The 20871-nt window shown below is 45.1% G+C and carries 13 protein-coding genes and 1 pseudogene; 11 read left to right on the top strand and 3 right to left on the bottom strand.

All coding sequences use genetic code 11. The features are described from left to right. Nucleotides 1-600: 600 nt before the first annotated feature. The 6 genes from R8269_RS09605 to R8269_RS09580 all read left to right on the top strand — a co-directional run bounded on the left by R8269_RS09605 (nt 601) and on the right by R8269_RS09580 (nt 10703). Nucleotides 601-1944, top strand: a complete 1344-nt coding sequence (locus tag R8269_RS09605; RefSeq protein WP_318222517.1) for a DEAD/DEAH box helicase — start codon at nt 601-603, stop codon at nt 1942-1944. A 324-nt stretch (nt 1945-2268) separates the two neighbouring features. Further along, on the top strand, nt 2269-4266 hold the full coding sequence (locus R8269_RS09600; protein ID WP_258476601.1) for a prolyl oligopeptidase family serine peptidase: 1998 nt from the start codon (nt 2269-2271) through the stop codon (nt 4264-4266). Then, nucleotides 4267-6408 (top strand): TonB-dependent hemoglobin/transferrin/lactoferrin family receptor, encoded by a 2142-nt coding sequence (locus tag R8269_RS09595; protein ID WP_258476600.1) that lies wholly within the window; start codon nt 4267-4269, stop codon nt 6406-6408. It abuts the gene before it with no gap. 9 nt (nt 6409-6417) lie between these two features. After that, nucleotides 6418-8670: a proprotein convertase P-domain-containing protein gene (locus tag R8269_RS09590; RefSeq protein WP_238970732.1), complete on the top strand. Its 2253-nt coding sequence runs from the start codon at nt 6418-6420 to the stop codon at nt 8668-8670. A gap of 25 nt (nt 8671-8695) precedes the next feature. Continuing rightward, the gene (locus tag R8269_RS09585; protein WP_137283046.1) at nt 8696-10129 is read left to right on the top strand and encodes a DUF1566 domain-containing protein; all 1434 of its coding nucleotides are present in this window, start codon (nt 8696-8698) and stop codon (nt 10127-10129) included. A gap of 1 nt (nt 10130) precedes the next feature. Beyond that, nucleotides 10131-10703 carry a DUF1566 domain-containing protein gene (locus tag R8269_RS09580; RefSeq protein ID WP_258476599.1) on the top strand — a complete coding sequence of 191 codons (573 nt, stop codon included), beginning with the start codon at nt 10131-10133 and terminating at the stop codon, nt 10701-10703. A gap of 101 nt (nt 10704-10804) precedes the next feature. Here R8269_RS09580 and R8269_RS09575 read toward each other — a convergent pair whose 3' ends face one another. Next, on the bottom strand, nt 10805-12448 hold the full coding sequence (locus tag R8269_RS09575) for a methyl-accepting chemotaxis protein (protein ID WP_238970734.1): 1644 nt from the start codon (nt 12446-12448) through the stop codon (nt 10805-10807). Nucleotides 12449-12778: 330 nt separating this feature from the next. Here R8269_RS09575 and R8269_RS09570 point away from each other — a divergent pair, with 330 nt between their 5' ends. The 5 genes from R8269_RS09570 to R8269_RS09550 all read left to right on the top strand — a co-directional run bounded on the left by R8269_RS09570 (nt 12779) and on the right by R8269_RS09550 (nt 18783). Further along, nucleotides 12779-13600 (top strand): phosphate ABC transporter substrate-binding protein, encoded by an 822-nt coding sequence (locus tag R8269_RS09570; RefSeq protein ID WP_005375153.1) that lies wholly within the window; start codon nt 12779-12781, stop codon nt 13598-13600. Between the two features lie 100 nt (nt 13601-13700). Then, on the top strand, nt 13701-14633 hold the full coding sequence (pstC, locus tag R8269_RS09565) for a phosphate ABC transporter permease subunit PstC (RefSeq protein ID WP_005375154.1): 933 nt from the start codon (nt 13701-13703) through the stop codon (nt 14631-14633). Nucleotides 14634-14655: 22 nt separating this feature from the next. After that, nucleotides 14656-15519, top strand: coding sequence for a phosphate ABC transporter permease PstA (gene pstA, locus R8269_RS09560; protein ID WP_005383923.1), 864 nt, complete (start codon nt 14656-14658; stop codon nt 15517-15519). Nucleotides 15520-15579: 60 nt separating this feature from the next. Beyond that, complete coding sequence (gene pstB, locus R8269_RS09555; protein WP_005375156.1) at nt 15580-16329, top strand: phosphate ABC transporter ATP-binding protein PstB; 750 nt, start codon at nt 15580-15582, stop codon at nt 16327-16329. A 327-nt stretch (nt 16330-16656) separates the two neighbouring features. Then, nucleotides 16657-18783 carry a GGDEF domain-containing protein gene (locus tag R8269_RS09550; protein WP_206225757.1) on the top strand — a complete coding sequence of 709 codons (2127 nt, stop codon included), beginning with the start codon at nt 16657-16659 and terminating at the stop codon, nt 18781-18783. A 125-nt stretch (nt 18784-18908) separates the two neighbouring features. Here the strand turns inward: R8269_RS09550 and R8269_RS09545 are convergent, their stop codons facing one another. Together R8269_RS09545 and R8269_RS09540 are read right to left on the bottom strand one after the other, a co-directional pair. Further along, the gene (locus R8269_RS09545; protein WP_206225756.1) at nt 18909-20555 is read right to left on the bottom strand and encodes a BatD family protein; all 1647 of its coding nucleotides are present in this window, start codon (nt 20553-20555) and stop codon (nt 18909-18911) included. Nucleotides 20556-20559: 4 nt separating this feature from the next. After that, nucleotides 20560-20871 (bottom strand): annotated as a pseudogene (locus R8269_RS09540) (hypothetical protein); the annotation flags it as partial.

Below are 20871 nucleotides of genomic sequence, written 5' to 3'. Positions count from 1 at the left end.
GCTAGTAGAAGTACTGAAGTTGCTGCAGCTGCGATCAACGTTTTGTTCATATAAGAACTCCTTGCTTATAGTGAAAGTCTCGCCACTAACTATTATTTTATACAGTAGCGAGGTTAAATGTGGTTACATTTTATCAGTACATGATGTAGCAAAAGTCAAAAAAACCCAAGAATTTCATGGAGTACCTGACGTCAACTTTTACCTGAACTTAACAAAGTTTAACTACCTATCCTTTATTTCGTTCTCACAACAGTTTTCATAGCAGGTGTATTTGCCACGTTCCTGATATCAATAATTTAGACGATATTGACACAAATGAAAGTTTATTGGCCCAAATAACTGCTATTTAAGTCGTTTTGTTGATGGATAGAAGGCATATTTGAACGGCTTTTCTCTAAACTTCCTGTCCAGCTGCTCATCAAAAAGGCTAGTCTTTACTCTGAACTGAGCCACAAATGATGTTTTACCGTTACCACAGGGAATTAGTTTGTGTGATCTCTATCTATACTCCTATGATTTGCGGTATTATACCGAGCTTTATTTTTTTGCTGCGTTAGAGCGGAAACGACACTACAGAGCGCTCAGACGCTGACTGATTTATTGGAGAATACTTTGCAATTTAAAGATCTAGGCCTAGACAACCGATTGTTGAAGAACCTAAAACACTACGATTTTAAAAAAGCGACTGACATTCAGCAGCAGGCGATTCCTGTTGCGATTGCAGGCAAGGATCTATTGGCATCTTCGAAAACAGGTTCGGGCAAGACTTTGGCGTTTGTATTGCCAATGCTTCATAAGTCTTTAAAGACAAAATCGTTTTCTGCGAAAGACCCTCGCGCGGTAATCCTTGCTCCTACTCGTGAGCTAGCGAAACAAGTATATGGTGAGCTTCGTTCTATGCTAGCTGGCCTATCTTATGAAGCAGCACTGATTTTGGGTGGTGAGAACTTTAACGATCAAGTAAAAGCTCTGCGTCGTTACCCGAAATTTATCGTGGCGACACCAGGACGTTTGGCTGATCACTTAGATCATCGTTCGCTTTATCTGGATGGTTTGGAAACGCTGATTCTTGACGAAGCAGACCGCATGTTGGATTTGGGTTTTGCACCAGAGCTTCGTCGCATTCATAAAGCAGCCAAGCATCGTCGTCGTCAAACGTTGATGTTCTCTGCGACATTAGATCATGCAGACGTCAATGAAATCGCGGCTGAAATGCTCAATGCGCCAAAGCGAATTGCTATCGGCGTTTCTAACGAAGAGCATAAAGATATCACGCAAAAATTTTACTTGTGTGATCACCTAGATCATAAAGAGGCAATTTTAGATCGTGTTCTTTCTGAGGCTGAATACCGTCAAGTTATTATCTTTACGGCAACGCGTGATGATACTGAGCGACTAACAGAAAAGCTGAACGAAAAGAAACTGAAGGCTGTAGCACTAAGTGGTAACTTGAACCAGACTCAACGTAACTCCATTATGAGTCAGTTTGAGCGCGCAGTATTTAAGATCCTTGTAACGACTGATGTTGCTTCCCGCGGTTTGGATATTGCAACTGTGACACACGTCATTAACTTCGATATGCCAAAGCATACCGAAGAATACGTACACCGAGTTGGTCGTACTGGTCGTGCTGGAAACAAAGGGGATGCAATCTCTCTTGTTGGTCCAAAAGACTGGGATAGCTTTAAACGTGTAGAAGCATACCTACAACAAGATCTTGAGTTTTCAGTGTTCGAAGATTTGAAAGGTAAGTTTAAAGGCCTTAAGCCACCTAAACCAGATTTCCGCAATAAGAAAGCGACAGCAAAGAAAGCTCGCCCTCAAGCGAAAAAATCGGCGAAAAAACCAGCTAAGCGTGACAAGAGCTTCTACAAAAACGTATCTGTGGGTGATGATATCTTCATCCCTAAGAAAAAACCAGCGGCACCGAGCTCTGAAGAGTAAAAGCTGCTGTAGTTTCCCATCGATTTTAGTTCTTAAAAATCCGAGTGTTCGCACTCGGATTTTTTATGTCTGTCGCTAGGTGAAATAGCGTTTTTCCATACTCACTCGTTTGTCAGCCTTTATATTTGTCTGGTTGTATATAAACAGCATAGAACGCTAATTTAGGAAGTTATTAAGTTTTATAACCTCGGTCAAAGCAAACGTTTTTCCTCACACACTAGATAAAAATCTCACATGATTATGAAAATGATAATTGATCTCATTTTTATTTAAGGGCAGAATACGCGCCATTGTATTAATCCTATAAATGAATTCGCTCTCTATATGAAATTTACTCATGTTTTTTTAGGGCTCATAATTACCTCTAGTTCTGGCTTTGCTGCTGGTGATTTCAACTGGCTTCGAGATGATGCTCGTAAAGATGAGCGAGTTCTTACCTACCTAACAGAACAAAACCACAAAACTGAACAGCACCAAAAAAGTTATCAGACGTTGACAAAAAACCTACTCACGCAGTGGGGTACCATGGTGGCAGACAAAGGTGATAAGCCATGGTCGATCGTAAGTGGAAGAGAATGGACGCTAACGCGTCGCGATGGTCGTTACTTACTATTATCCCGTGCGAGTCAACATGCACCAGAAAACGTGGTGTTCGATTTCGATGAACGACAATCTGCGCATCAGTACTACCAACTTGGTCAATGGCAAGTGAATGGTGACACGCTACTTTTCACGGAAGATATCGACGGCAGCGAACAATACCGCGCCGTGGTTGTTGATTTACTCTCCGGCCAGTCTACGGAACTGGCGACGCACGTCGATAGTGGCGTATTGTTGTCACCTAACGGAAAAGTGGCATTCCTCGTTGCAAAGGAAAAGCGCACTCAGCGACCTCATCAGATCTTACGTATCTCCACTGAATCTTTGGCAAAAACAGTCCTATGGAATGAACCCAAGTCAGATTGGTTACTTTCTTTCTATCGTGCGGCAGATAGCCGTTATGCTGTGCTGCAAAGCAACAACGAGTCAACAACAGAGCAGAAGCTTGTCGACCTAGAAACGGGCACTGTCTCAGATTCATTGCGAAAGCCTGAAGTGGGTGTGGAATATTACGCGGATGTGGCGAAAGGTTACATTTATCTTAAAAGCAACCTGGAAGGAAAGTTCGCCCTTTACCAAGCCGAACTCGCACCGCTTGGCGCAACATGGCAACGCTTTACCAATCCTCGTGAGCCGCTTGAACAGTTCTACCTTTATGATGCAGGAGTTGTGGCACTTAGTAAGCCAAACAATTTGTCGACATTGACGGTGTATTCTTACCAAGGGCAGGAAAAAGTGATACTGCCATTGGAACACGATGGTAATGTCGCTTGGCTAAGCACATTGGGCGATTTTGAATCAAACAAAATTCGTATCCGAAGCATGTCGATGACTACGCCTCCTCAGTGGGAAGAGTTCGATGTAAAAACGCTGAATAAATCCTTGTACTCTCAAGATGCTTACCAAGACTTTGATAGTCAGCGTTATGTATCCCAACGTATTTTTATTAAGCACGACGGCGTTTCTGTCCCGGTCTCTTTGGCGTATCGCAAAGACAAATTGCACCCACAATCTCCTGTGATGATTTACGGTTACGGCGCGTATGGTTTTACGATGAAACCGTACTTTATGCCTCAGGTTATCAGTTTACTCGACCAAGGTGTGATTTACGCTATCGCCCATGTCCGTGGCGGTGGGTACTTTGGCGATGAATGGCACGAGCAAGGCCGTGGTGTGCGAAAAGCCAATTCTATTGGTGATTTTGTCGCGGCCGCGAAGGCGCTGCAAACATTCGAACGTGGCAATAGAGAGGTTTTCGCCATCGGTTCTAGTGCTGGTGGTACGTTGGTGGCCGGAGCGGTTAATCAAGATCCTAAATTGTTTTCAGGTGTCGTACTTAAAGTGCCTTTTGTTGATGTGGTTGCAAGTATGTCGGATACCTCACTTCCGCTTACCACACAGCAGTATGGCGAATGGGGTAACCCAACCAAACCTGAACAATTGGCGTTAATGAAGGCGTACGATCCGATTCTCAATATCCATAAAAACGCTTACCCACCCATGTTGGTTCAAGTCGGTTTAATTGATCAGCGCGTGCCATATTGGGAAGGCGCAAAGTATCTGGCTAAAGTTTCAGCGTTAAGTGAGCGCAACGGGCCGTACCTGTTGCAAACTGATTTTAATTCGGGCCACCAAATGGACCCACGACAAGCGCAAGAACAACAAGCAAAAGAATACGCATTTCTACTATCACTCATTAAAACATCTAAAGCGGAGCAGTAAATGAAGCTTACCCCAGTGTCAGCGGCAGTACTTTTGGTACTTGCTGCCAGTCAAGTGCACGCCGAATCTAAGGTTTTCTCAATGGAAGAGGTGGTGGTAACCGCCAATAAAATCGATCAGCCATTGTCAAAAGTGGCAGGTAGTGTCGCGGTTATCACAAACGAGCAAATCGAAGAAAGAGGCGAGACCGAGCTATATGACGTGCTGCGTAACGAACCTGGTGTAAGCGTGACGGGCGGTGCAGGACGTCCGCAAAACATTACCATCCGTGGTATGACGGGTAACCGCATTATGATCGTTCGTGATGGCATTCGTTCTGCGGATGGCTTCGGTGCGAATGACATTAATGATGCAGTTGGGCGAGATACTTTTGATTTATCCAATTTTGAATCGCTGCAAATCATTAAAGGGGCAAGTTCTTCGGTGCATGGCTCTGGCGCGATCGGCGGTGTGGTGATTTTAGAATCCAGTCAGCCGGGTGATTTCTTAAAAGACAAAGACTTTTACACCGATGTTTCCGGTACTTACACCGATATCAGCAACAAGTACAAAGGCACGAGTAATCTAGCTTTTCGTTCCGGTGATACAGAGAGTTTGTTTAACGTTTCATACTGGCAAGGACAAGAGACACGTAACTTTGATGAAGATTTGTATAACCGCGACCTCGATGGTTACAGCGGTGCTTATACGATCAACCACTTTTTCAATGAAGAGGTGATGTTGAAAGCCAAAGCGGAACTCTACACCCAGAACCAAGAGCGTTTGGAGGGTTCACCGTCCATTCAACCTGATGGAATTTGGCATATTGAAGACTTTGCTGAGGATGAAACCACGGAAGAGTACAGCGCTTATATTGGTGCAGAGGTGACTCCGATTAATCCAACTTGGTTCGAAGAGTTGGATACCAAAGTTTACTGGCGTCACACCGAAGTGGTGGAAGACACCAACCGTTTAATGCGCCAAGTGGATCACAATGGTTTGATCACCAAGCGTCGCGAGCTGGAACACAAAACCTTCATTGACGAAACAATTGGCTTCCGTGGCGATTTCACCAATACGATTTATGCAGCAAATGCTGAGCACCAATTGGCTTACGGTGTTGAGCTTTCTACAGACTATTACGAGCGCACAGATAGCGACTCCAAGATTGATTGGAACGGAGTAACACCTTCGACCAAACAACCTTTCGCTCCTGCTCGTGCTTATAACATTGGCTTGTATGTCCGAGACATGGTGGAACTGGATAAATGGACCATCACAGGTGGCCTACGCTTTGATGCGCACCGTCTCACGCCAGACGGTGCGGGTGAAGTGGGCGGCTTCCCATTAAAAGACATGGATAGCTCAGAGGTATCTCCAAGTCTTTCGGTTTCTCGTGAAATGTTTGCCAACAACATCGCTTATGTATCTTATAACCATGGTTACCGTGCTCCGGAATACGATAAAGCGTATGGCTTCGTAAGCCACGACTTTGTGCCGCTCACGCCGTTTGTCATTGCACCAAACATGGATCTAGAAGCTGAAACTTCCGACTCATTTGAAATCGGTAACAAGTTCGATAACGGTCGTGCGTATGTCTATGCGTCTTTGTTCTACAACAAGTTTGAAAACTTCATCGACGTTGTGACCACGGGCTTTGACTCAAGCAATGGTAATTACATTAAACAATACCAAAACCTCGATGGTGTCGAGACGTATGGTGCAGAGCTTTCTGCAGGTTACGCGATCACTAAGCGATGGAACATCAGCACCAAGTTTGGCTACGTAGATGGCAAAGACGCGGAAGGTGAATACGTTCGAAGCATTACGCCATTCGAAGGTAACGCTCAACTGAAATACGCCGACCAAGACTTCAATGCTTACGTGGCTTGGAACTGGGCCGCGGCCATGGATCGCGTTCCTAAATGCCAGACCACGCTTGGTCTAGCGACAGATTGCGCGCAGACAAGTGCGTGGAATACGTTTGATATCGGCGCAACTTACCACGTTTCCAAAGACCTTCGTGTTAGCGCAAACATCATCAACCTATTCGACAAAGAATACATCCGATACCAAGACGTAGCGGGTATCGCTGAGGAAAGTAAGCGTTACTCAACTGAGCCAGGGCGCTACTTCACGCTGACTGCAAAATACGAATTCTAGGACGAAATCATGAAGCTAAAACCATTGGCGTTTTCACTGCTTATTGCATGTACCCCTGCGGCGCTGGCTGCAGAGTGGGATTATCCCTCAACGGATTCTGTGGTGACCAATGAAGCGCAAGCGAAAACTTATCTAGACAGCCACTACTCAGAAGCGGGCGAGTTTAAGTTCCGTTACAAAACCCAGTCTCAGCTTGGCGAGCATTACAATTTTGATGTTTGGGTAAACGGTGAATATCAAGCACAGCGCACCTTAGTAGTAACAACTGATAAAAATCATCACGTTGTGCGAGTGTTTAAGAGCCTTGAAGATACGATAATTCGCAACGGTAAACCAACGGTTGCAATGGAATTGGAATCGCCTCGCCAACTGCAAGCACAAGAGCCACCGGCTCTGAGCTCTGGAAGTTTGGTTGATGTTGAGGTTTCTTTATTCAACCCAGATCTGCGCACCATGCAACAGCAAGCGGCACCAGAATCGACGTGGTCAGCACTGTCTGATTACCCTCAGCCGATCGAGTACGTAACCAAGTCGATTGAGGTTTTACAGTCCGGCGGTAAGTTCTATCTCTCTAACCCAAGATTAAAGCAAGTGGATGCGACGGGTTTATTTGCAGCCCCAGCACCTGGTGAAGCGCCTGTACTCGATACGTTGGACTTTCTCAGCGCAGAAGGAGTTCAAGCGTTTGACAGTGTTGATGAGATGCAAAGCACCGAGTTTGGTGACAATGCGTTCCCACAGTTGATGGCTTTTTATCATCTTGATAGCTCGATCCAATATCTGACAAGCCTGACTTACGACTTGTTTGACGAACCGCTTCGTTTTGACGCTCGCGGTTTATCAAAAGATAACTCTACTTACTATTACGGTCCGAAAGCACTCATGCTAGGTGTCGGTGGTGTTTCTCCGGATGCAGTCGATGCTGATGTAGTGATACACGAGCTTGGGCATGGCATTCATTACCAAATCGTACCGGATTGGGCGTACGGTCACACTGGTGCTATCGCAGAGGGTTTTGCTGATTACTGGGCGGGCAGCGCGAGCTACCGCATTCAATATTTGGATGCTTCGCGTCGTGGTCAAGAATTCGAGTTAGATACGGTGTTCAACTGGGACGGTGTGTTCGGAACACGCAAAACAACTCGTAGCTTATGGAACCAAAGAGCACGTTACTTCGAGAGCTCAGAGTACCCAGCGCACGTCAGTGTGGGCGGTGAACTAGGTGACGAGCTATGGTCAACGCCGCTGTTTCAAGCGCTTAAAGCATCGGTTGAACGATACGGTGATGATACCGATAGGGTGTTCCGCGAGTTTGACGCCATTGTTCTTGAAGGCATGTACGGCATTGGTCGTGGCGTGAAAATGCATGATCTGGCGGAGTCGACCGTGTTTGCCGCAAACACCTTGTTCCCAAATAAAGACTACGCTCAATTCCTGACGGACAGCTTCAACAGACACAACTTACTTAAAGCGCCTCTTCGTGTTCGCTATGACGCTCGATACATCGCACAAGGTCAAGACGTTGGTTTGAGCCTGAGCCAAACTGGCCGTGAAGCGAGCATCAAAGGGCAATGGCAGCTAAACAACGCATCTGTTTTCGACTTTGATGAAACGCTTTCTGACTCGACCTCAATGAAGGTGGCGTTACCAAGCGGTCTAACATGTGGCACGCAATTCGATTCCTCTATTTCATTGGATTATCAATTTGCTGAAGGCCTAAAGACTCACCAGTGGAGTGAAAAGGTGATGCTGGTTAATGGTACGCCAGAGCTCGATATCCAGCCTCAACCAGTGAACTCCGCTTTGCCGGAACAGGGCGACAGACTGTTCTCTCAGACGCTATCGGACAAGTCACGCACGATTGATGATTCGTTTGCGGTTTATCTGAACATCGAACATGACTCACTGCAAGATCTGCAAGTGACGCTAGTGTCTCCACAAGGCAAATCGGTCGTGCTACTTAGCCATCAATCAAGCAATACCAAAGGATTTAAAGGTTACTTCACCGCTCAGTATGCCGAGGAGTTACAAGCACTTGTCGGTCAACCGAGTTGGGGTACTTGGCGTCTCGAAGTGTCTGACCGAGTGTCAGGGAATTCTGGGGTGTTGAAAGAGTGGGGTGTGAGTCACTTTGCTCAGTATCAGTGTAGTGCTGATACCACTAAAGAAAGCAGTGGCGGTGATTCAGGTGGCAGTGGTTCGCCTTGGACCTTGTTAGGACTTGTCCTGCTTTCAATGGTGAGAGTGATTCGCTCTCGTTAATTAAAATCAAAAGAAGATAAAATCTATGAAGTTTCAATATTCTTTCGTTGCTATGTCACTAGCCCTTGCTGGCTGTGGCGGAGGTTCTGGTGGTGACACGTCGGCACCGACCTATGATGTAGCTGGCACCATCGTTTCTGCAGGTACACTTCTTGATACGCCAGTATGTATCGATTTAAACCAAAACTACGTTTGTGATTCCACTGAACCGAGTGCTAAAACGGATAATGCCGGTAAATTTAGCCTGACTTCAAGCGACAAAAACGTACTAACCAGCACCATTCTTGCTCAAGTTGATCAAGGTTCAAACCAAACGTTGCGTCTTGCGGCTCCGGGTCAAAATTTAGCAACGGGTAACACGGTCAATGGTGTAACAACGTTGCTCGCGGGTCTTGTAATTGACGGTAAAACCGTTGCTCAAGCTGAAGAGATTGTGAAAGCGCAACTCGCCGATGCCGGCGTTTCTCTTTCTGGTACGGTGATGTCTAACGCAGAAGCTAGCGAGCTAGACAAGCTAGAGCAAAACACGGTTGTGCTATTAGCTGCGATGCAACCAAAGCAAATGATCAAAGGCGTAGCGCTGCTTGCTCAAAATCTTAGCTTCCAAGGTAAATCGTTGGCCTCTGATCTTCTGTCTGAAGCGGAAGTAAGTGCATTTGCTGAAGAAATTGTAGCGGTTGCTGAACAAACGGTTGGTAGTAACGATACGGGCGCCGTTCTTTATTTTGCTGAAGGAGCAGCAGACGTTGCTGAGGTTCAAGCGTCTTACCCTGGTCAAGATGCAGAATACGGCTTCGACAAAGAGGACAAGCAAACGTCGACAGGCGCTGGCTTTAAGTTCGTTAAGCTAGATTCACAAGGTGCAGCTTTAGCTGCAGATGCGACTGAGTGGGCTTGTACTATGGACGAACGTACTGGTCTTGTTTGGGAAAACAAGAGTGCGGATGCGAGCTCGGTTCAATTTAAAGATCGCCTATTTGCGTTTGAGTCTGAAACATTTAAGCCGTATTACGAAGATCTTGAAGTCGTTGGTTGTGTGGATGCTGCTGATGGCATCTGTTCAACAAGCCAATATGTTGAACATATAAACAAGCAGTCACTATGTGGCATTAGTGACTGGCGCCTACCAACATACCAAGAGTTCTACGATGTTCTCGACTTAGGTGAGACAGAGAAAGACGCCGACGGCAATGTCTATGGTATGACGACAGCTTACTTCCCTCAACAGGGTAAAGGCAGCCCAGATGCTAAATCAGGTGCTATTTGGCTAAGTGATTTCACATTTAATAATTACTCTCCTGCTAACTACGAAGGTGCACTTCAATTTGCAGTGATTGCAGCGAAGGGCGCTGACCGTGGCCACGTAAGCTTTGTTGAAATTTATTCTGACCAAGTAGAGCGTGACACAGGCACGTCATTCCAATTCCCAATCCGTCTAGTAGCAGTAAAGGGCCAATAAGATGAAGAAATTAATAACTGTACTATCTCTTGCTTTGGCTTCTCAAACTGTAATGGCTGCACAAGAGTGTTCTACTGACTTTGCTAAAACGGCACCTAACACGCGTTATACATATTCTGAGAGCGGTACCGTAACTGACCTGAAAACAGGTCTAACATGGATGCGCTGCCCTGTTGGTTCAACGTGGAATACGGCAAACGAAGCTTGTGATGGCGCTGCGACTAAGATGTCATGGCAGTTAGCGCTATCAACCGCTGAGCAAATCCGCAATGAATCAGGTAATCATGCTTTATATGACTTCGCTGGCAAAAAAAATTGGCGCATACCAAACATTAAGGAGTTAGTCGCGTTGACAGAACGTGCTTGCCATAGCCCTGCGATGAACGGCACTGCATTCGCAAGGGGCTACACGCTAGAGGTGGGTGACTATGCTGGTTACATCTGGAGTAACACACCAAACGGTGATGGCTCAAACGTTATGGTGTTTGATTCATTTAATGGTGAGGTTTACAACTGGAACCCACTAGAGTCAACGAACATTTCCTCTGTTCTGCTGGTTACTGACGAGGAGTAATCACCCCGTTGGATTTTCACGAATCCAGATGTTAATAAGCTCCGCCAGTGCGGAGCTTTTTCTTTTCTAATCTTTGGAACTTATCGTGTTGAGCAGAGTATTTAAACTTGGAACTGCTTAAGCTGATGTTTTTGGTTTTCCGCTAAGCCAGAAAGCTCTTGAGCGGCAGCAGCGGATTGCGTAATGCCAGTGACGTTCTGGCTCACTAGTTCATAGATGTTCGTTAAGTTGTTGTTGATATCAGCCGTGACCTGCTTCTGCTCTTCTGATGCGGTCGCAACTTGAGTGTTGATTGAGTTCAGATCGGCGATAGCATTACTGATATTAGCAAGTGATTGGCTAACTTCTTGTGTCAGAGCTTGGTTGTCTGACAACATCGCTAAGCTGAAATGCATACTTTCATTTGCGTGACCAGATTGTTGCTGTAGCTCTTCTATAATGGTTTGGATCTCTTTGGTGGACTCCTGAGTTCGCGCTGCCAGCATACGTACTTCATCGGCCACTACCGCAAAGCCTCTGCCACTTTCGCCCGCTCGTGCAGCTTCAATCGCTGCATTCAGTGCAAGTAGATTCGTTTGCTCAGAAATACCTTCAATCACTTCGATCACGCGACCAATGTGTTCTGATTGATCTTTTAGCGAAGTTACGACGGCAGCGGCTTCGTTAAGTTGTTCCGCCATCTTTTCACTTGCGCGAGTGCTTTCCCCAAACATGCTTATACTTTGTGAGGTTAACGTACGTGCTTGATTTGATGCACTATCGGCTTCTTGTGCATTGGTCGATACTTCAGCTGCGGTCGACTCTAGCTGATTGATCGCCGAGGCTACTTGCTCAACTTCTTGCTTTTCTTGATCCGAGTTGACGCTGCTTTGAGTCATAACAGTTGCTAACTCGGTTGATGCTGATGCCACATCTTCACTAATGCGAACCAATGCGCTTACAGTTTCACGTAGTTTTTCTATGGTCTGGTTTACATCTCGAGCCAGCTGAGACACTTCGTTTTTCCCGATGGCTTCGGCCTTAACTAGTAGGTTTCCCTTCGCGACTTCCTGCATCGTTACTTGAAGGTTACGAATCGGCGCAACGATGTAGCTGGCGAGTACCCAACTAATAAGTGAAGCGGCACTCAAGATCACCGCAAGCGAGACGGCGCTGTAAGTTAGCGTGGTTGAATGTTGTTCGCCATTCGTTTCGACTTCATCGGTGACGATTTGATTCAATTGTTTAGATAGTTTGTCGATGGCGTTGATCATCGCTTCGCCAGCTAATCGATACTCAGCCATTGCAGATTCGTACTTTTGATTGAAATCAGAGGTGGTGTAATCAGAAGTGTGTTTAGTGGTGAGCAGAGGTGTCATGGTAACGCGAGTGAAATCAACATAGTGATTCATGGCCTTACGCATAGCATTGACTTCATTTTGAACGCCAGGGAGATTGTCGATGGAGTTAAGAAAATCGCGGTTTTTGTTTTGTCGCTTAGAAAGCTCTTGGTTGAGAGACTGAACATCTTCGGCTCTAAATAGACTATAAATGGCTTTGATGCGCATGGCGTAAGTGTTGTCTACGATGCCGCTAAGTTCCTCTTTGTGAATGATTAGCTTATGGGTGGAAGCCGAAACCTTATTGAATGCTTGATCGAGTTTACCGATTCCGACACTCAGTCCAATGATGAGTAATATAACTGTGAATAGAACAGGCAGAAAAACCTGAAGTTTAATAGAAAGCGTACTAAGAAATTGACGCATGAGATTGACCCTCTATCGGTTTGATTATTATCTTTTTTATAAATAAGCATTTCGATTTTAATTGTTACATTTGCCAAATCAATGAGTTACTCATACCTAATTGTTATGAAATGTACCAAAATCGATGGGGTTATCATCTTGAACATGAGGCAACTTATAAAAACGTTACGTTCAAATTGAGAGAGGGATAAGTCGCGGAATTAATAGTTAGAAATGACAACGTGTCATAGAGGGTTCAACTAAGTGAAACACAACTGTCATATTCAAATTCTAAAGTGAGCACCGTTCAAGTGAAACACAACGGCAATAAAGCCACTTAAGGAAATTGTGATGAAAAAGACAGTAATCGGTGCAATCGCACTTCTAGGCGCAATGGCAGTGACTCCTGTTTCTGCTAAAGAAACTATCTCTGCAGTGGGTTCTAGCAGCGTAACTCCACTGATGGAAGTTTTCTCTGAAACGTACATGAAGAAGAACCCTAACGTATTTATCGAAGTTCAAGGTCCTGGTTCTTCAGCTGGTGTAAAAGCAGCGAAAAATGGTTCAGCAGACCTTGGTATGTCTTCTCGTAATCTAAAAGACTCTGAAAAAGAATCAACACTAATCGAAGAAGTGGTTGCTCGTGATGGTATCGCAGTGGTTGTTAACCCACAAAACAAACTGCCAGGTCTAACAGCCGAGCAAGTGACTGCAATCTACAAAGGCGAAGTATCAAACTGGAAAGAAGTCGGTGGTGCAGACAAGCCAATCGTAGCCATTACTCGTGACACAGCTTCTGGTACTCGTGGCGCATTTGAAGACATCATGTCTCTAAAAATGAAGATTTCTGGTAAGAAGGTATCAGCTATCTCTCAACGTGCTCAAGTTGCAAACGGTAACGGCGCACTGAAAACAATGGTTGCATCTAACCCATACGCAATCGGCTACATTTCTCTTGGTACTGTAGACAACACTGTTAATGCGCTAGCAATCGACGGCGTTGATGCAACGGTAGCTAACGTTAAAAACGGTTCTTACAAAGTAGCGCGTCCATTCCTTGTTCTTTACAAAGAAGGCAAGCCATCAACAGAAACGCAAAAATTCCTAGACTGGATGCTAACTGACGAAGCGCAAGCGCTAGTTGACCAAAAAGGTTACATCTCAGTTAACTAATCCCATCGGGACTCTAAAGTTTGCTCAGCCCAACGTTTCGGGCTGAGCCTTTTCTATCCATTGTGTTCAACGGCATTGCCCAGAACCGTGAGATTTTTAAATGACCATCGCAACAAATAGTGAAAAGCTTATGAATACTGACGCTAGAGCTATCAGCAAGTCAGGCCTACGCGAGAAGCGTCGTGTAGACTGGAAAGAGCGCATCTTCCACGGCTTGTTCCTAACGAGTGCCGTAATCGGCATTGTTTCATTGGCCGTTATTGCATACTTCATCGTTCGAGAGAGTATTCCGGCATTCCAAGAAGCAGGCGTATCGGGCATTGTCTTAGGACAAAACTGGTTACCACCTGCGCTTTACGGTGTCGCCACCATGATTGTGGCATCTATCGTATCGACGGCTGGTGCTGTCATTGTTGGGGTTCCAATTGGTGTTCTGACCGCCATTTTTATCGCTGAAATCGCACCAAAGCGATTAGCAGACATCATCCGTCCAGCGGTTGAGCTGCTAGCCGGTATTCCTTCAGTGGTCTACGGTTTCTTCGGTCTGGTTATTATCGTTCCATTGATTCAGAAGGTATTTGATGTACCTGCAGGTAATACTATCCTTGCCGGTATCATTGTTCTTGGTGTGATGATTCTACCAACGGTAATTACGGTATCTGAAACGTCTATCCGCGCTGTCCCTCGTACTTATAAAGAAGGTTCTTTGGCACTGGGCGCATCGAAAATCTACACCATCTTTAAGTTGCTCGTTCCAGCGGCTCGCTCAGGCATCATGACAGGTGTGATACTGGGTATCGGTCGTGCGTTGGGTGAGACCATGGCGATTATCATGGTTATGGGTAACGCGCCGGCAATGCCAGAAGGCATCCTTGATTCGGCTCGTACACTAACTGCAAACATCGCTATTGAAATGTCTTACGCAAGTGGTGTTCACGCGAACGCACTTTACGCTACAGGTGTAGTACTTCTGGTCTTCATCATGTCGTTGAACGCTGTACTACTGTACCTAAACCGAGAAAAAGCGAAGTAATCGCTCGTTAAAGGTGACTTTTATGGATCGCGCAAAACTGAAAAAAGCACGCCAGTTCAAAGATAATGTCTTTAACGCATTTGTCTGGATCTCGGCAGCACTAACGGTAGGTTTTTTGTTCTGGATTATCTGGTACATCCTATCAAACGGTCTACAACACGTAGATTGGAACTTCATTACTGATAACTATACGCGCACAGGTGAAGAGCACGGTATCTTCCCAATGATTGTGGCGACCATTTACATGGTTATCGCTTCTATCGCAGTGGCAGCGCCACTCGGTATCATGACGGCAATCTACTTGACCGAATACGCGAAAGTGGGCAGTCGTTTGGTGAAAATCATCCGATTCTGTACCGAGTCATTGGCGGGTATCCCGTCGATCATTTTCGGCCTGTTTGGTATGACTTTCTTCGTGGCGATTCTTGGCCTTGGCTTCTCGATTCTATCGGGTGCATTGACGCTAAGTATCCTAATCCTGCCAGTGATCATCCGTACAACGGAAGAAGCGCTGATGGCAGTGCCACAAACTTACCGTGAAGGCTCTTATGGCCTCGGTGCTTCTAAGATTTACACTATCTGGCGTTTGATTCTTCCAAGCGCAATGCCAGGTATCTTAACCTCGGTCATTCTAAGTATTGGTCGTGTCATTGGTGAGTCTGCTCCAGTATTCCTGACAGCAGGTATGGTTGCACGTATTCCGGATTCTTTATTGGATTCAGGTCGTACGCTAACCGTTCACCTATACAAACTGACTACCGAACTGTTTACCGTTGAAGAATGGAATCAGGCTTACGGTACGGCAACAGTGCTTATCGTAGTTGTTCTCTTGATCAACATGGTAACGAAACTGATTGCTAGACGTTTTAACACCGCAACTTACTAACAACACTAATTAAGAACGCACGTTAAAAGACACGAATTCAAGAATTAAGAGATTAAGACAATGAACAAATTTGATATTGAAAACCTAGACCTATTCTACGGTGACAACCAAGCACTGAAATCGATCAACTTACCAATTCCAGTTCGCCAAGTAACTGCACTTATCGGCCCGTCAGGTTGCGGAAAATCAACGCTTCTACGCTGTTTGAACCGAATGAATGATCTAATCGAAGGCGTGAAAATTACAGGTAAATTGGCGATGGACGGCGAAGATATTTACGGCAACATTGATGTTGCTGACCTTCGCATCAAAGTCGGCATGGTATTCCAAAAGCCAAACCCATTCCCGATGAGCATTTACGAGAACGTGGCTTACGGCTTACGTGCTCAAGGTATCAAAGACAAAAAGACAATTGATGAAGTGGTAGAGCGTTCGCTGCGCGGTGCTGCACTTTGGGATGAGGTGAAAGATCGCCTTAAATCACACGCATTCGGTCTTTCTGGTGGTCAGCAGCAACGTTTATGTATTGCACGTACAATCGCGATGGAGCCGGATGTGATTCTGATGGATGAGCCAACGTCGGCACTTGACCCAATTGCGACACACAAAATCGAAGAACTGATGGAAGAGCTAAAGAAGAACTACACCATCGTTATCGTGACTCACTCAATGCAACAGGCGCGTCGTATCTCTGACCGCACTGCGTTTTTCCTAATGGGTGAACTGGTTGAGCACAACGATACGCAAGTGATCTTTAGCAACCCTCAAGACGACCGTACTCAAGGCTACGTAAATGGTGATTTCGGTTAATCCACCGTATTTACAAGCATAACTAAATAACTATAAGCGATGGTAACTTTGCCCCTCTTGATGAGGGGCCTTTTTCTTTTTAAGTCGTAGGCTTAAAACATCTACCAACACAAAAATCTTGTAAATAAGTACAACTTTCCTCCCCAGTTTATAAAGCATGTAACTTATGTGAAACATGGCTTTAAAAGTGCTGAAGAGCTCTCGAATGTAACACTAAGTCTGATAATTTTGCGAATGACTTAACAGCTCAAATTTGAACGTATTGATTGCATATCATGGCCTAAGTAGTTTTTTATCGAGGATAAAAAAGTAGATTAGGTTGGTAGGGTGAGTTTAAGAAGTTTTACAAGAAAAGTGTCTTCAACGAGGGACCATCGGTTGCTAGCGGAGGCAATCTTTGATCATTTAGAGAGTCTGTTCTCCCCTCAAGCCCTCGCTATTTTTGAAGATCCTTCAATTAACCCTCGTCATTCAATGAGCTTCTCTCGCGGAGAGCTTTACCCAACCCAAAACTATCCTGAGACATTCTGGGAGTGGGCAAGTCAGTTTGATACCTCTGAAAGCATCATACCTCTGGCGATCAACACTTGTAACTGGAATCACACCCGAGATTTAGGCGGTGATAGTTACATCATGATGCTCGACAACACGCCTATCAAACGTACCTACCTACTGATTCAATCTGTACATGCTCGCTCAGCACATAATATCTATGAAGAAAGTTACGACGCAATGCAGCTCGCAGCGGCGCGTTGGCAATGTATTCGTGCCGAAAAAAATGCCTCGAAAGAGATCAGGCACAGAGATATTCGTGAAGCGCAATATGTTGATGAGATTAGCCAACGCGAGCGCTTTATCGAAAATATGAAGTTAGTTCAGCAAGTTGCACTCGAAATCTCTAATCCTGATTCTTTAAAGGACTTGTACTACAAAGCCGTCGAAGCGCTACGTGAACGATTGGGGTTTGATCGCTCTACACTGATGCTTCTCGATATGAAAAAGCGCAGCTTCAGTGGTACATATGGCACGGATGAGTCAGGAATTACGATTGATGAATTTCACACACAATACGATTTACATCAACTTAGCGAGGAGTATATCACCGCGTTATCTAGCCTTGAGAGCAACTTAGTGATTGTAGAAGACGCGCCAATATACACAGCAGGCAAGGTCATCGGGCAGGGCTGGAATGCGATGTTGATTTTACGCGATGGCAATGAACCGTTTGGGTGGTTCGCGCTAGATAACTTTATTCATCGTAAGCCGATAACGGCATATCAAAAACAGATGTTGGACTCGTTTGGTTCACTTTTCTCTCAAATTTACATTCGTAAGCGCCAAGAACAAAACGTACGCATGCTGCATTCAAGCATGGTTGAGTTATCACGTTGCACTACTGTCAGTGGAGTATGCAAATCGGCCGTCACTTTCGCCATTAAAAATCTTGGTATTGATCGAATGGCGGTGTTTTTAACTGATGAAAATTGCTCTTACATGCAAGGAACGTGGGGTACCGATATTCAAGGTAATGTGGTGGATGAATCTTACTTCTTTGGCGAAACCCAAGATTTCTCTCTTATAAATCTGGCTCGCTCAATGCCAAACGAAGTCGCATTTGAAGAATCAGTGCCTATTTATCATGACTGTAATATTGTTGGCTTTGGTTGGGCTGCGATGACGGTATTGACTTCAAATAGCAGTGGTCCTATCGCCTTTATCGCTGTTGATAATTTGCTGACACGTGCGCCCTTAACTTCTCAGTTACGTGAAGTGATTCGTATGTTCGCGTCCAGCTTAGCTGAAGTATTGCAACGTACTCAAGCTCAAGAGGCGATTCGCGAACTAAACGAAAACTTAGAGCTGGAGGTTCAGAACCGAACAAAAGAGTTGGAGGAAGCCAATCGACAGCTTGAGGTACTTTCTAAGCTCGATCCTTTGACGCGTCTTGGTAATCGCCGCATGTTAGAACATGTGATGCAAAAATATTGCGCCCTAGAGTGTGAAGACGACATGTCGTTTGGCCTGATCCTGATTGATATTGACCATTTTGGCTTATTCAATAATCACTATGGTCATCTCGAAGGCGATATCGCATTGATGCGAATTGGCTATATCTTGGATCATCATACCAAAGGTGAAGATGAAGTTTTTTGCCGTATCGGAGGTGAGGAGTTTGCGTTGCTCATGATTGGTTCTGATCAAGAGGAGGTTCGACTGAGAGCAGAGTGCATTCGTCAATGTATCGAGGGCGAGGGGATAAAGCATCGACATAACCCAGAAGGGGAGTTACTTACCGTTTCAGTCGGTTACTCCTGTTATAAAGCGAAAGGCAAAGACTTTAATTTCGACCATTTATATCAGTTGTCGGATAAGGCACTCTATCAAGCGAAGAATCATGGGCGAAATTGTGTAAGGCGATACGAATACGAGCCCCAAGTTTTGTTGAGTAAGTGATGTTCATAAGAGCAACTTGATAGGGAAGAGGCGGCGGTTGGTGCTCTAGATAAAACCGCTAAAGCAAAATTTGGCCGGATAAGAGAATTGGCAGCTCATGAGAGCTGCCATTGTTATTTAGTTATTTATAGCTTTTCGAGTTGGTGGTCGGTTTTCGTTACGTTTGCTTTGCCAAGGTTTTGAATTTTCGCTAGCAGCAAATCAGGGCTCCAAGGTTGTTGGTTAGCACTAAAATACGCTTGATTCATGGCATTAAGCTCTTGCTTAATTGCTTGTACGTCACCAGGGTTTAACCTGTCTTGATGAGTGGTTAAATACTCATTTACAGAGCGTTCAATTTTCGCAGCATCGCCCTCTTCGATGACTTTTTTTAGCGCGTCGATGCAAAGTGGTTGTTCAGTATTTGAAACCGTTCCACTCGCTGTTATTGACCGCTTTTTCCATGCCCAAATAGCGATTCCCAATGTCATTATCCAAAGCCCTAAGAAAACAAAGGTTAATGTTCGCCAGAGACTGTTTACATCGCCGCTTGATTCAGGACTAGGGGCTGACACTAAAGGCGCTGAAAGAGGCGATTCCGGCAACGTGATTAGCCCAGTGTCATTTTTCTCTACGTCTAATGTTAGCTCTGGTAACGTTGTTTTCTTCGCTTCATCATTTTGACTGTCCCACCAGTTCAAGTCGTATCCTGGTAAGGTATATTTCCCGGCCTCTGTAGGAATAATGACTTGCTTCACCGTCATGGTAACGGTGCCATCTCTCGCGCTATCGAACTTAGGTTGTTCGGGATACACGCGCAGTGAACTCGGGTAACTAATATTGACTCGTGGCAGATATTCGGCTTGTGTACCGCGAGTCTTAACTTGAATGGTTCGAGTGAGTGAAGAGCCTTGTTTTACTGTGTTGATCGCGTTAGTCGACAATAGATTACCTTGATCGTCTTGCCAGCTCTGTGTCATTTCTAACGCTGAAGCAGGAAGCCATTCACCTTTAAATTCGCTCGGAATCGGTTTGACCGTGATTGGCATGCGTTCCGCTTTGGTGTTGATAGGCATTATTTTGGTTGAGCCCGTCAAGCTGTCGCCATAAATATAAGAACCGGTCAGTTTAGGACCTATCAAGGTATAAGTGCCTGGTTGATTGGCCGTTAAGCGAAACGACTGCTCTATGACCGCTACTTCTAACCCATTTAAGATCTTCTGTCTTTGTTGTAAGCCACCCAGTGCCTCAAGCTTCATGCCTTCAATCTGCGGAGGTACTATTTGCGGGTTATCTAGGCGTCGAGTGTCCGCTTTAATTAGAAGTTGTATACGTAATGTTGCAGATTGCTGAGGGTAGAGCGTACTGTTGTCGACCGTAATATTGAAGCTAAATAGATCATCAAGATTGGGGTCTGTTTGGCTCGCGTTGACACGTAGTTTGATCGGCTCCGTTTTCATGCCATCAGCGGAAAAACTTGGAATAGTCAGAACACCTTCTTTCATTGGTGCAATTGAGATACTCCATTCGGTACGCACTGATTTTCTTCCGTTAATGTTATTGCTAGAGCGGCCATAACGAGGTTGACCCAAGAAGAAGTCTTTCTCTAGAACATTGAAGTCGATTGAGTCTGAGCTGAGCTCAGTATCTGAAATGATTCTGAGGTTAATCACTTCATTCTTGGCTACTTGTGTTTTATTCACACTAGCTTGAAGTGTCTGTGCCATCACCGAGAAACTGGATATTAGGCTGGCCACAAAAATAAAGACCAGTTTTACGCCTTTGTTCATCACAGGCTTACCACTCCTTTTGAGATTGTTGTGGAGGTTGTTTTTGTTGCGCTTGAAGTTGCATTTGCGCACGGATCAAAAAGCTTGGGTCGCGAGCACTTTCTACTGCTTCTAGTCGACGGAACTCAGGATCATCCTGATGCATTTTTTCGGGATGCGCTTTAGCCTGTATTGGTTCACCTTGATCCTTCACTTGCTTGTCATCTCGTTGCGGTTGATGTTGTTCCGTTTCTTGTTTTTCTTTTTTATTTTCAGAATCTTGCTGATTTTGTGACTGTTGTCCTTGCGCTTCTTTCCCTTCGTTTTGAGACTTTTGTTG

It is taken from the genome of Vibrio sp. Vb0667, assembly GCF_033391095.1.
Note: the sequence above shows the minus strand (reverse complement) of the source record. Positions and strands in the feature narration are given on the sequence as shown.